We start from the raw sequence: 14,109 nt of genomic DNA, 5'->3' as shown, positions 1-14,109 counted from the left end.
GAACCTACATTATTGTATCAAATTAGATAAAACAAAGGAAAAATTAAATTTCAAATTAATTTATAGGAGAGGTATTTGTGTCTCAAATCCTTTCGTATATAATTGAGATAATTGAAAATTCAGTCATAGAGGAGTTGAGGAGTTGCCAATAAATTTACCGAGAGGATTACCTGTGCGAGAGGTGTTAGAGAAAGAGAATATTTTCTTGATGGATACTGAATCTGCCATTCGTCAGGATATTCGTCCATTAAACATCCTTATCTTGAACTTGATGCCTGAAAAAGAAAAAACAGAAAGACAGCTTTTACGTCTTCTAGGAAATACTCCCCTTCAAGTAAATGTTTCATTTTTAAAGACAGGTAGTTATATCTCAAAAAACACTAGTTCAAATCACTTAGCTCAGTTTTATGCGAAATTCCCACAAATTAAGGACAAGAAATTTGATGGACTTGTGATAACAGGAGCACCTGTTGAACTTCTACATTTTGAAGAAGTTGAGTATTGGGAAGAATTGAAGGAAATTATGGAATGGTCCATTACTCATGTTACATCAACTATGCATATTTGCTGGGGGGCACAAGCCGCCTTATATTTCCACTACGGAATATCAAAATTTGATTTGGCTGAAAAATGTTCCGGGATATATTTCCATACAGTATTGGAGAAAAACGAAAAGCTACTTAGAGGATTCGATGATACATTTCTTGCCCCACATTCCCGAAATACTGATGTTTCAACAGAAAAAATACGTAAACATCCTGAATTGAGATTATTATCCTGTTCAGAAGAAGCAGGTGCATTCATTATCGTTTCTAATGACGGTAAAAATATTATGGTAACTGGACATTTGGAATACGAGACCGAAACCTTGGCGGATGAATATAAAAGGGATTTGAATAAAGGTCTTGCCATTGGGATCCCGAAGAATTATTTCCCTGAAGATGACCCCTTATTAATTCCCAAAAACAACTGGCGTTCCCATGCCCATCTATTTTTTTCGAATTGGCTGAATTATTACGTCTACCAAGAAACGCCCTATTATTGGTAAAAAGAATACAAATCAAAAGGCAGCTTTTTTAAGCTGCCTTTACCTTTATCCTTAACTTTGTTGTTGGAAATAAACTTCTTCATATGGCTGCACAACGACGAATCCTTCACCGGAAAACTTCATCTGAATAGATTCACCGCTGCTTCTGCCTATTAATGTTTTGAGACTAATATCAGTTACAAATTCAGGTGTTAAATTTCCTGACCACGCCACTGTCGCATTCGGGTCTGTAAATACGGGGCTGTCAGGAGTGACGATTAATGTCAATGGTTCATAATGTGAAGTAATGGCAACCATCCCACTTCCTTCTAGCCTAACATTGAATAATCCACCCGCAAGCATTCCTGCTATTCTTTTCATCAATTTTATATCCCAAGTAATGGATGGTTCAAAAGCAAGCAAGTCATTTCCGTTTACAAAAATCGATTCGTTTTGTAAGTTCAATATCGATATTTTCTTACCTTGGTCGGCCACGTATAATTTTCCATTTCCATTTGCCTTCATAAGTGAAGTACCTTCACCAGTCAATGCCTTCTTAAACAACTTCCCAAGTCCGTGTTCAAAAATCCCTTCACGTTCAAATTTGATATTTCCTCGGTAGGATACCATTGCACCAGTCTTCGCCCATACCTGGCCATTTAAGTTAATTTCGAGCATCCGGGCTGTTTCGAGTTCAAATAAGCCCTCCCCTTTATCCTGTTGTTTTGTTTGTTGAACAAAACTTTCGATAGAATAACGATTCATTTTTTCAAATCCTTTCTATTTTACATTTTTAAAGATCATGATCCACATAAAAGACAAAGCTTGCTTTAATTCGAGAGATTGTATCTCAATTATTGCTGGATTTATTCCTCTTTTGTACACACCTTTATCAGCGACTTTTTCCCACCCGTTCTCTTCTGCAAGTTGTTGCAATTCCCAGGGCATCATGGTATTACATATCACTTTTTCACCATACAATCTGTTGAAACTATGTTTTCTAGGCATGGCAGTCGGCCCTAGAATGCCAATGCAAGCGTAACCTGAAGGCTTAATAACACGCTTCATTTCCATTAACACTTCTAATGGATTCTCCGTCCATTCAAGAGAATTGATGGCAATGACGGCATCTATAGAACTCCTATCTATATCCACTTTGGCTATGTTACCTTTTAGAAAATGAGCGTTAATCCCTTTTGCCATTTCACGCGCCGTTGAAATCATTTCCTCCGAAACATCGATCCCTGTCACATGGTATCCTGCCTTAGCAAGCTTTATGGTGCCATAGCCATCTCCGCACCCAAAATCCCAGATGCTTGAACCAGTAGGAACGATAGATTGGAAAAAGGGGACAACATCCTTACGACTACCAGATTCCCACATATCCTTACTCTTTGAGTGCCATATAGCTGACCTTTCATTCCATTGCCGTTCAGACTCTGAACTCCAATTGAAATCATCCAATTACCTATCATCCTTTCAAAACAGAATAACCTTTATGATTATAGTTCGCTAAGAAATACTTAATTCCTTTTTGTTTATATTTCTTCCAATCGTGCAACACTAATTGCTAGAGAATTAGGAGGAGGGATCAATGTGGAACAATTGGTGGCATTAGATCGCAATCAATTTGGAGACATCATCAGTTTCCAAACATCAAGTGGCAGAATTATTTCTTATCGGAAGGCAATTGAAGAAATTGAATCCGGAGTCATAACTGGAGTATCTATCGCTGAAGAAGAAGGTGCAACCTTACTATCTCCAACTGAAAATCTTTCGTTCGAACAATTTCCGTATATATACTAAAGAGCACCCGGATTATTCCAGGTGCTTTTTTTGACTCACTTTTCAATTATTCTTCATTTTGTTTTTGAATAAGTCTTAGTGCTTCCATTCTACCTGGGTCTTCTTCAAAAAATTGAACCAAATCACCAATGCGATCAATGGAATCCCAACTTAGATGATGTTCTATTCCTTCAACATCATCATAAATATTTTCTTCTTTTACACCAATGATTTTCAGAAGCTGCTCAAGCAGCTCGTGACGATATACAAGACGCTTTCCGATTTTGTTTCCTTTTGGTGTTAAACTTAAGCCTCTATATTTTTCATACACTAAATATTCATCTTTATCTAATTTTTGAACCATTTTCGTTACTGAGGAGGGATGAACAGATAACGATTCAGCAATATCCGATACCCTTGCATATCCTTTTCCTTCTATAAGTAAATATATCTGTTCTATATAATCTTCCATGCTAGGTGTTGGCATCCCTAAACCTCCATTACTCTCTAAAAAAAATAATCATTAAAATTTTACTATAGATGTTGGTGTCAAACAAGCCAAGACATCATTTAGTTGATAAAGAAGGTTGATTATTTTCAAAATGAAACTTAACTTTTTGTTCGTTTAGGTCCCAAATCAGGCTCGCATTAAACGTTTTTTCCTTATTCTTAATGCCTTCTATAATTTCGGTTTTCCCATTAGAAAGTAATTGTTTAACTGCTTTTTGTGTTATGGACTTACCCATAATTTTTTTTGACATACTAAAATTGCACTTATTCACTTTATAATTCGTACACCCATAAAAAGTTCCTTTGTCCACAATTTGCCCATCGCATTTTTTACAAGATCCCAATTTTGTAGGTGAACCAAACTGCTTCTTCTTTCCTGGTGTGAAGTTATTTCGATCATCCTCTGAAAAAGACCACTGGTTAGAAATCTTAGCACCCTCAATTACAACGTGCTGAATCATCTTATTGGTGTTTTCCATAAATTGTTTAGGTGACGCGGCACCCTCTGAAATTTCTTTCAACTTCTGTTCCCATTTTGCTGTCATTTCAGGGGAGGCGAGAATTTGGTCTCCAATAGCATCAATTAGGATTTTCCCTTTTGCAGATGCATATACAACATTTTTCGTAACTTCGATATAGTGACGGTCTTTTAACATCGTGATAATTCCAGCTCTTGTTGCTTCTGTCCCGTATATTAAAAATTATGTGCATAATTCAAATGTACATAATTAATCGCCACGAGCCTTAGTATACATCAGTTTTCTCTTTTATTCTTATTTTTTATTGTGCACAGACAAACTATAAAATACAATATTATTAATATATGTAATTCTTAAAATATTCACAATTCAAGGAGGGCCAGTTGGTAAATCAAAAAGTTGTGTTAATGAATGAGGATATTTTACAAAAGGTAAAATTTGTTATTAAGTCTATTTGGATAATGGCAGGTAGAGATAATTTCAACAACCCAATTTATAGGCAACATGCAGTAATTGCAATTAAAAATAATTTAACAAGTCATTCCATTATTCACCCCCTAACTGATTTTATTTTTACACATTGGAAGCATAGGTCATACAATACAATGAAATCTCATGCGAGTAATTTATGTTCTTTTTTAAACTATTTAATAAGAAACAAAAGGAAATTAGGAATCTCGAATCTAGCAGACTTAGATATAGAACATGCGACTGAGTTTTTGAATCAACAGACCTTTGATAAAAAATCTCGAGAAACGGTTTTGTCATATCAAAGAACACTCTTTCAACTATTTAAATATCTCTTACAGAAAAATGCAATCAATAATAGACCACCGTTTAATAACGTAATCTTACCAAGCCCGAGGGCTAACAACGTCGAGCACAATTTACCAGAAGTATATATCTTAAGGTTTTTAGAATTAGCTTCAATAATAGTCAATCCAATTGCTTTGGGAATTTACTTGCAAATTTTCGGAGGATTAAGAGTTGGTGAAGTAGTGAACATACAGAAATATGACATAAAAACTATAGGACCTTATGGAATTGATGGATTAATGCTAAATATTGAAAAAACTCAATTTCGGACTGATTTAAAAGATACCTCAGGTAGCAATTATGTAAAAAAAACAAGGGATCAACTTGTTCTAGGATTCAGAGACTGGTTGAAAAATTTATATAAAGATCATTATGAAAATTATGCTATATCCAACACCTCCGAAGCTCTTTTCTTAAATAAACATGGTAAGCCAATGTCAGGCAGTAGCTACCGATATTATTTTAGAATATTAAAAAAAGAATTCATTAAATCACTAATACTTTCTGAAAATCCACATGACAAAATTGCAGCAGTTGCATTAAAAAATAGTGATTGGTCTACACACATTGGAAGAGGTATATTTACGAATATGATTGCAGAAGTTGCAGAGAACCCTCAGGAAATAGCTCTCCTTCGTGGTGATGAAGATATTAATAGTTCATTACCTTATATGGCAAATACTAAAAGAATGAAAAGAAACTTGGAGAACTATCTAGAACTTTTATATACATAGAGATTATTTTTACACTAGGGATGTGGTTTCATTGAGATTCTATACCATTAAAGAATTATGTGAAAGAACAAATAAAACAAGAGCAAACATACAACATTGGATCAAAATCGGACGCTTACCAAACACGACAAAAAACGGGAGTAACTACCAAATACCCGAATCAGATGTTATTAACCTTGAAAAGGTCTACTTATCTACTGAAATCCCAAAGGGATACATTACAATGAAAAACGCTATACAAGTTTTTGGTTTTTCTAAAACTAAAATTTTTAATGTCATTAAGGATAATAATGTACCCTTTATATCTCTTAAAAGTTCCAGAGAACATTATTATCAAGAAAGCGAGTTGAGAAAATATTTAGAAGTTAGTGTAAAAGATGAATGCATATTTCCAAAAGGATATTTGTCGCTAGAAGATACAGCAATTCGTCTTAACCTTACAAAGAAAGATATATTAAATTTAATAGAAAGTAACGTATTTATCTCACCAAGCGTGTATAAGGACGAAAAAATAATATCTATACAAGAAGTTAAATTATATGAAAAAAAACAAATAGATCGCGATTTCCTAACGGTTGAAGAAGTTTCAAATTCATTAAATTTAGCAAGTGAAAAAATTCGTAAAATGATCAATATGGATATTTTCCCGAATGTAATAAAATCACCTTTTAATGGTCAGATATACCTTGTTCCATCTTTGGATGTGAAAAATTATCAATTATTTATATCCAAATATATTACCATAACGGATGCTGCTAAATTACTCGATATAAGCAATACAACTATTAATAAACTAATAAGACAAAGCTTTTTTAATGATGTAATAATTCATAAGGTCACTAACAAGAAGATGATATTAAAGAGTGAAGTTCAAGAATATGGTAAGACATTGTTAATTCCAGATGGTTATACCTTATTAAACAATGCAGCAAAAAAAGTCTCAAGGCATCCACAAATCTTAAAAAATTATTTTCATCAAAAAAAACACTTTCAAAAAACTTTAAAAATTAAGGGTAGAATGTACATTCATGAACAAGATATTAGCGAATTTTTAAAGGTTTCATCTTTGCCTGAAGGCTATATCACAGTCCAAGATGCATGTAAAAAACTTTCAAGGGACGACTCGACTGTTTTAACCTTACTTCACAACGGTGAGTTTCCTAATGCCTACTTTTGTAAGTATTTGAACAAATATGTTATTCCAGATACTGAACTAGAGGATTACATTAAACGGAAAACTATACCTGAAGGGTATATTCATCTTGAGGAATGTGCGAGGCTATTAGCATGTACAGAAGAAGATATAAAGCAATTGATAAAGAGAAAACATTTTAATTCAGTAAAAAGAAATAATAATCAAGTAATCCTTATTTCTAAAAAAGAGATAGAAACCTATTTGCATTTAAGAGAAATACCCAAAGAATACTTTTCCCTAGAACAAGCAGCTGAACATTTAAATATTTCTTCTGTAGAATTACAAACATTAATAGAAAATAAAGAAATTAATGGAATAAATCCAAACAAATTTCGTCTGAATAATACAGATTTACTCATAAAGAAAGAAGATGTAGTTCATTATAAGCGATTTTCAGTAATAGATTATTCTATAGAGGCTATTGAATTATTCAACCAAAAAGTTAGCAAACTCGTTTATCCAAATGAACTAGCAAAAACTATTGTGTTATTTAATAAATTTGCATTAATGCAAATTGGAAAAACAAATGGCATAAGCAAAACTTTTAGAACAAAAGCTTTACATTTGTACAATACCTTGAATTCGATTGTCGAATTATTGGATAAAGATATTTTCTTAGCATTTGATAATGAAATCGATGCAATACTAAATAATACTTCACTTCCCGATTCCCACAAAATCACATTTACATACTTTTTAATTTTCTGCACCAAGGAAGTAGATTGTACTTTTAAAAAACAATATAAAGTGGAATATAAAGATAATCATAGAATTGACAAAGAAATCTATGATAAAGAGACATTTCTTACATTTTATAGTTATGTAAGTAGCAATGAGAATCTTAATTCTCATATAAGTAATGCAATACTGTCATATACTTATGCAAAAACATGGTTGTTTGTTATTATGCACATGATTAATGCATGGAGAAAAAATACAATAATATCCGAATTACCTAATCTTGAAATTGAACAAATCAAAGACGTAAATATTTTATCCTTTGAATTTTTTTCAAATAATAACCTTTCATTTGAAGAATGTCAACGGATAATAAACCATTATTCTTTAGCCTGTGGCAAAGTATACATTTCCAAAAACAGAGCATTTGGACAATTTCTTTGTAATAAGGATATGGTGATTCCTACTGCAACAGCCCTAATTATTTGCGAATTACATAGAAGAAAAAACAAAAAAAATACTTTATTAGGCACACCAACTTCTTTTGGAAATACTAATTCGAGATTCTCCAAATTTTTCTCTACCAATTTTGAATTACCACCTTTTTCTAGCCTAAAAATGAATCGTTCACTCCTAACTCATTTTTTTTATGTAGTAACGGAATCTGGAATACACCCAGAAATATCAAATCAAGCTGCTTCCAGAATGAGATCCCATACAAATAAGGACTCTATTTCACAATATATTCAAGCAACTAATAAGGATGGTTCTTTAGACAAAGTTTCTGTAAATTTATTTAATCGTGGTCACTTTGGTTGGTTATATAACTTTATTATTAGTCTAACCTTCGGAGAAAACAGTCGAACATTTGACCTAGAGCAACGAACATTACTTATTCAATCATATAAGGCAGACTTTTCTCCCAATCAGCTTGAGGGAATATCTTATTTCCTATTGCAACAACAAAGCGAAAGACAAAACACTATGACTTATTTAAGAAATATGGCAAAAGACCAACTGAAAGATACCATTATGAAATTATTAAAAGGCGAAATGCCTGCTCGAATGCCCCACACCCAATGCATTTCTTATCCTGAATGCCCATACCCTTCTCGTATCACTTGTATGGGGTGTAGCAACCTTATTCCAAAAGATTATGTTCTTTTGAACATAGTTGAAGAATTAAAAAGTTTATCGAACTCAATAAGAAAAACAGAATTTGAACTTATTAGATATAGGGACACACTTTATATCTTACAGATACTCGATATTATCAACCAGGCCATTAATGACCTTGGGAAGGAATTTGTATCGACATTCTTAGATTTTAACGCTCTGGTCCTGTTAATGAATGATAATAAGAAATATATGAAGTTTAATCAGCCTTCTAAATTTAGCCAAAAGAACAACCTTCTCTCAAATTAATGTGAACAAGGAGAATCCATTCATGGCACTAGAAACAAAAAGTGTTCATATCACCTCAGGCCAGACAGTTGACCTTATTTCCATTGAAACAAGAATTTTCAATACTGATCAAAGTACCTTTGAAGAATATGAACAATTATTTCAGAACTGGGCTTCGGCTAGAGTTATATTAGCCAAATCTTTCTCAGATACGAAATGGATATTAACAGATAAAGATCAAAATAATAGAACTTTAGTATTCGATATAGAAATCTACAAAAAACTAAACCTTGCTTTAAAGTGCTGGGCATTATCCTTAATTAATGAAGAGTATTCAATTAACCATATTCAATCGGTTATTCATACTATTAAAGAAGTAATCCAAATAACCAAAGGGCTAAATACGGACTACTTATCTGATTTAGAAGATCTTATATCTACGTCTAATTATGCTAAACAAGATGATATAGCCACATATCTTCGCGTTTTCTTCAATTTCACTGAATTTCAGGATGCCGATGAATTCTTAGATTTATGCTCTCAATTTTCGAATAATATTCAAAAAAGCAGAGCACTTCCCTTTTATAGTCATGTATTATTTTTCGATGAGAAAACTGAGGAATTTATTAATGAAGCTTCTGAAGATGAAAAGAAAAGGTTCTTTCCTATAATATTATGGTGGAAAATCACATCCATTATTCCGTTACGGCCAATTGAATTCTTAAAAACAAAGAGACAATGTAACTATCAAAAAAATGATTCTTATTTTCTTGAAGTTTCAAGAAAGAAGGAAAAAGCTACTTCTAATAGAGAAATCGATATTACAGATACAGTTAAGATAAACAAAGAAATATTTGATTTAATTGAAGAATTTAAAAACGGATTATTACCGGAGGATGACAGCGATTATTTGATTACTTATAAATATTATGAAAAGTATAAAACCTTCTTTGGAAGTGATTTTACAAAACAAGTTGAATTTCTACCAAGGAGACAATTTGATTCCCTGATTGATCAATATTATAGAGAAATTCTTAAGAAAAAATATTACTACACAGGAAAAGATAAAATAAGCCCAGGAGATACCAGACACTTCGCCTTCTGTAATATGATGCTACAGGGATTTAATATGTTAACCATTGCAAGAATCGGAGGTCACAAACGTTTAGATAAGCAGCAACACTATTGGGGTCATTTAGAGTATTTTGCCCAATCGTGGGTTTACAATCTTTCCGAAAAACATAGACGTTTTAAAATAATTGATAAAAAGCTACCTCAAGCAAATTTCACTGAAGAAAATCGGAAAGTACTTATGAAATACAAACTATATCAAGATAAAGATTTTAGCGATTATTTACCTGTAGACTTTGGTTACTGCCTTAATTTGGATTTTCCATTTGATTGTCCAGGGGAGTGTAGACACTGTAAATTTTATCAATTTCACCCTAAGGAGAAAGAATTAAATAAAGGATCAGACTGGTTACTTGACTATTCTTTAAATCTTCAGCGAAAAATCAACGAACGGGTTAGTTATTTACAGTATTTATCACACAAAATGAAATATGACTTACCTAATTTAAAGTATTCAATTGTAGATCAAGAAGAATTATCTTCGGCTTCAAATGAATTGAATAGATTCTTATTACAAAAATCTATTGTTGATTCTCATATTCCAAAAAATGTTGATAAATAACAGCTTTACATTGTGAGGTTATTAAATTGAGCAAACGAGGAAAAGGAGCACCTGAAAAATATACACAGAAGCAGTTAGAGGAAACATTAATATTGTATGCCACCCAAAAGCCCGGAAAAATTACACCGTCAGATTTAGAAAAGGTAACTGGAATAAAACGACATGTTTGGTCTAGGAGAATGAAAGACCAAATAAACCGAATAAACAAACCATTTGTTTATAGCAACAAAGATATTGAACCCTTACCTTTGCCCAATATTGAAGCAATAGTTAAACGGTATGAGGGAAATTCAAAGCTCTTAATTGATGCACTTAGTCATTTAAATGGCGTTATTCACTCCCTGTACGAACAAAACATTAGGCAACAAAACAAAATTGTGGAATTAGAAGAGAAACTCCAGAAAGAGAAACAAAAAATAGTTGATCTAAATGCTACCATAAATGAATATGAGCAAATTATTGTTGGAAGTTCATATGGTACGAGTAGAAGGGAAAATGGAATTAATAAAAATTTGATCTCAATTGATAAAAGTAACCTTGAAAACGCACTTTGTTTAGATTTCAAAAAGATGTTCCCTAAAATTTTCCAAACCTGAATCTTGTAATAGTATTGAATGGTTAATTAAAAATCAGAAAGTTAGTTATGAAGAAAACCCGTATATACAAGAATATTATAATTCCTTGTATATACGGGTTTTCTTTACATCAATTCTCCAAAAATTACACCTGCATGTTGTAGATAATCAGGATTTTATGATATTGCAATATATAATAAAATATAAAAGGCGTCCTAAGTAATTTCACCATAATTCACCGCAACCATTATGGAAGGATTCGACATACATTACCTTTACCTTGAGTATAGCGTGAACACCATTATTTATAAGGAACAACGCTATATCATAATTTTGACCAGCTATAGAATAATGTAATACCCCTGACCCGAACTCATCTTTTTTATTAATTTCATCTAAAACGAATCTCTTCTGAAATGTATCAAAATCTCCAAATCTCGATTAGCTTCTTCAGTAGGCATTCTTTATCCCCCCTCTTAACAATATGAGTAGTATTTCTCCACGTCATTATCGGTTTCCTTCTTCAACTAACCTGCTTCGTTAGTTGAATAAAACAAAAAGCTGCCATTGGCAGCCGGATCTTCAAGTAATTCACCTGTTAGTTGATCAAGACTTTATCATAAATTTTAAACATATTTTTCTAATAAAACGTTATCGTTGGTTTTCTTGAACAATATCAACTACATCTTCAAGTAACGAGACTATTTCTACCATTTTAGTCTCCTTAAGTTGTTCTAAGGTTAATTTGTCTAGAACATAAGAGATAGGTTCTTCCTTTTGTTCCCATTCCTGTATTAAACCAGTTCTCGTACTTTTAAATTCTTCATCAGCACCGTAATAAGAAGTAAGAATATGTTCTATAGTAGCTGGTTGTTTTCCTAAATTTGAGAAAATAATTTTGGGTTTAAAGTTTTGTTGGAAGTTCTTTTTACTTGCTTGGTTTCTTTGAACTTTTAATCTTTCCTCTTCATATTTGAGAAAATATCTATCACACATTTTTTGTGCTGCTTCTAACTCTATACCAAAAACAGTATTAAGAAGAGTGTGATCCAAGAAATACGATTCAATTGCGTATTCAGTTAATACCTTTAATTGGTCTGATAATAATCGCACACCATTGGACAAACCCTTGTCTATTAAAAAACGTTTTCTATCTTCTACATTTACACCATCGGAATCTGTTATTACCCAGAATGGTGTTCTTACAGCGTCTTTGTGAAGAATCTTAGCATTTGCATAGAAACACATTTTGTCAAATCCATCTGTTTGAATAATATCAATTTGTCTGTCTGTAAAATGTACTCCATAACCTTTGTTTTCAGCAATCTTATCAATTAATTGCTTAAAAAGAATACTATCATCTTTTCCTTCAACAAATACGACTGCGTTTTTATTAAGAATATCAGTTATTTGAATGCCCAATTCATCAATAATGTTTTCGGCTGAGGCATCTACAAGTCTAGTTACACCACTTTCTTTATTTACGCAATGTACATTGGATTTATCAATCTTACTCACAATAATAGGGGAATGAGTAGTTAATAGAAATTGATTATTCTCACTAATTGAATTTAACGTATTAATCATTTTCCTTTGTAATGATGGATGCAAATATACTTCTGGTTCTTCAATTAACAGGATAAAATCACTGTTATTATTCATTTTAATATAGGTTTGTAAGATTGAAAGTATCATCATACTTTGAAGACCTGTTCCACACGAAAGAATATCAATTTCTCTATCTGGCAAGTCCTTGTCTATCAATACTGTTTTATATTTAAAGTCAAACTTAAATGTGTTATCAATCTTAACTCTCACCGATAAAGAATCTGTATTAATTGCATTTTGGAAATTGCGGGTTAAATCCTCTGTTAAATAAAAACACTTTTTTTCCTCTTTTTGAGAGATAAGCTCCTTAAGCTCATCATATGAAAGCTTTTTATCAAATTGAGGAACCTCAATAAAATCTTTTGAATTGTCTCCGTCTTGCAATAAGGAGATTAATTCCTTCATATTCGTTTTAGTTCCAGCTGTTGTCTCCTTATCAGGAGTTCGAATTGCAGATATAACTTTAATTGGTGATACGAACTTTAAAACATCACCTCTGGAGAGTATAAAATCATTGTTTATTTTATATACTCCGTTACCACTCTTCGCTTTATGAAAGGATATTGTAAATTCTTGTTCATCTGGATATGAAAGATTAAGTTTTTCAATTGATTCAGTAAACTTTTTATCTCTTGTTTCTTTGAGTTTTTGGAGTAGCTTTTCCTCTTTGGATTTGTCTCCATTACTCTCTTTTATTTTGAGTAATGTTTTTCTCCTCATTGATTTATAATCAAAATATCTCTCGATATCCTTGTCGCCTAACTCTGAAAAAGTAAGCGTGATCTCTATTCCCTCTTTTGTTCCTAAATGGAAGTTGTCATCATCAATTTGCTTTTCTCCATAGAAACATTGTATCCCGTCTAAAATTGCAGATTTACCATAATTGTTTTTACCAACAATAGCTGTAAGATAACCTATATATAAATCAATATGTCTTATTGATTTGTAGTTTTTTATTTCTACGTTTGTTAACTTCATTTTTTCCCCCAATATACTATTAAACTTCCATAATTATACATTATTCAACAACGATAAGGGAAATCCCTTTATTTATGAGCTATTCGAATACGATATTTTATATTTTAGTTTGTTCGAAAAAATCAAAAAGAGACAGTATCCTACTGACGTTAAAATTCTTATTTTATTAAACTAAAGCCCCCGTTAGTTGAAGATTGTTTATTCATTATCGGGTAGGATTTCTCCAGTCCAATCACAATTAGTGCATTCAATCCCCCAACCTTTAACCGGTACTGATATTTCATCTTTTTCATTGTGATTAAAGATAAGACCAGTAAATGACTTCACTAAAGAATCGTCGTCAAAACTCTTCCCGCAATTTGGGCAATATTTTGGTTTCATATAATTAACTCCTTTAAATATATCTTTGTACTTATTATAGTCGACGTTACGTCTTCAACTAACCTGCCCCTTTTGTTCAATAAGGAATTCAACAAAAAAGGCGGTTAATCCTCTTCCTAGATCAACGCACCCGTTAGTTTAAGTACAATAATTCACAATCTTTCCTGGACAATAAAGAAAAAAGGTGACTTCCTTCCTTATCATACTGAATTAAAATGTGATCTTGATGGAGAATAAATAAAGAAT

Annotated in this window: 12 protein-coding genes; 6 read left to right on the top strand and 6 right to left on the bottom strand. The window is 32.2% G+C overall.

From position 1 onward, the window contains the following. Positions 1–142: 142 nt before the first annotated feature. Positions 143–1,048, top strand: a complete 906-nt coding sequence (metA, locus tag BMZ31_RS19470; protein ID WP_090833585.1) for a homoserine O-acetyltransferase MetA — start codon at positions 143–145, stop codon at positions 1,046–1,048. A 51-nt stretch (positions 1,049–1,099) separates the two neighbouring features. On the opposite strand, the gene BMZ31_RS19465 is transcribed toward metA, so the two are convergent. Further along, entirely contained in the window at positions 1,100–1,792 is a 693-nt protein-coding gene (locus tag BMZ31_RS19465) for an AIM24 family protein (RefSeq protein WP_090833584.1), read from the bottom strand. 15 nt (positions 1,793–1,807) lie between these two features. Beyond that, positions 1,808–2,491, bottom strand: a complete 684-nt coding sequence (locus tag BMZ31_RS19460; RefSeq protein ID WP_090833583.1) for a class I SAM-dependent methyltransferase — start codon at positions 2,489–2,491, stop codon at positions 1,808–1,810. 132 nt (positions 2,492–2,623) lie between these two features. Between BMZ31_RS19460 and BMZ31_RS19455 the strand changes: the two genes are divergently transcribed. Then, positions 2,624–2,833, top strand: coding sequence for a DUF3892 domain-containing protein (locus BMZ31_RS19455; protein ID WP_254778934.1), 210 nt, complete (start codon positions 2,624–2,626; stop codon positions 2,831–2,833). A 46-nt stretch (positions 2,834–2,879) separates the two neighbouring features. Here BMZ31_RS19455 and mntR read toward each other — a convergent pair whose 3' ends face one another. Together mntR and BMZ31_RS19445 are read right to left on the bottom strand one after the other, a co-directional pair. Then, the gene (gene mntR / locus BMZ31_RS19450; RefSeq protein WP_090833581.1) at positions 2,880–3,299 is read right to left on the bottom strand and encodes a transcriptional regulator MntR; all 420 of its coding nucleotides are present in this window, start codon (positions 3,297–3,299) and stop codon (positions 2,880–2,882) included. A gap of 79 nt (positions 3,300–3,378) precedes the next feature. After that, a complete protein-coding gene (locus BMZ31_RS19445) occupies positions 3,379–4,017 on the bottom strand; it encodes a type IA DNA topoisomerase (protein WP_302846864.1) in 639 nt (212 codons plus the stop codon). Between the two features lie 167 nt (positions 4,018–4,184). Between BMZ31_RS19445 and BMZ31_RS19440 the strand changes: the two genes are divergently transcribed. Genes BMZ31_RS19440 through BMZ31_RS19425 form a run of 4 tightly spaced genes read left to right on the top strand, consistent with a single transcriptional unit; the run spans position 4,185 to position 10,917 of the window. After that, positions 4,185–5,351, top strand: coding sequence for a site-specific integrase (locus BMZ31_RS19440; RefSeq protein ID WP_254778933.1), 1,167 nt, complete (start codon positions 4,185–4,187; stop codon positions 5,349–5,351). 31 nt (positions 5,352–5,382) lie between these two features. After that, entirely contained in the window at positions 5,383–8,649 is a 3,267-nt protein-coding gene (locus BMZ31_RS19435) for a helix-turn-helix domain-containing protein (protein ID WP_090833579.1), read from the top strand. A 22-nt stretch (positions 8,650–8,671) separates the two neighbouring features. Further along, a complete protein-coding gene (locus BMZ31_RS19430) occupies positions 8,672–10,321 on the top strand; it encodes a site-specific integrase (protein ID WP_090833578.1) in 1,650 nt (549 codons plus the stop codon). 26 nt (positions 10,322–10,347) lie between these two features. Continuing rightward, complete coding sequence (locus BMZ31_RS19425; protein ID WP_090833577.1) at positions 10,348–10,917, top strand: hypothetical protein; 570 nt, start codon at positions 10,348–10,350, stop codon at positions 10,915–10,917. Between the two features lie 630 nt (positions 10,918–11,547). Here BMZ31_RS19425 and BMZ31_RS19420 read toward each other — a convergent pair. Then, positions 11,548–13,482 (bottom strand): ATP-dependent nuclease, encoded by a 1,935-nt coding sequence (locus BMZ31_RS19420; RefSeq protein ID WP_090833576.1) that lies wholly within the window; start codon positions 13,480–13,482, stop codon positions 11,548–11,550. Positions 13,483–13,680: 198 nt separating this feature from the next. Then, the gene (locus BMZ31_RS19415) at positions 13,681–13,863 is read right to left on the bottom strand and encodes a hypothetical protein (RefSeq protein WP_090833575.1); all 183 of its coding nucleotides are present in this window, start codon (positions 13,861–13,863) and stop codon (positions 13,681–13,683) included. Between the last annotated feature and the right edge of the window lie 246 nt (positions 13,864–14,109).

The sequence above is a fragment of the Bacillus sp. cl95 genome, from assembly GCF_900115925.1.
In the GTDB taxonomy this organism is placed as follows: Bacteria; Bacillota; Bacilli; order Bacillales; family Cytobacillaceae; genus Neobacillus_A.
Note: the sequence above shows the minus strand (reverse complement) of the source record. Positions and strands in the feature narration are given on the sequence as shown.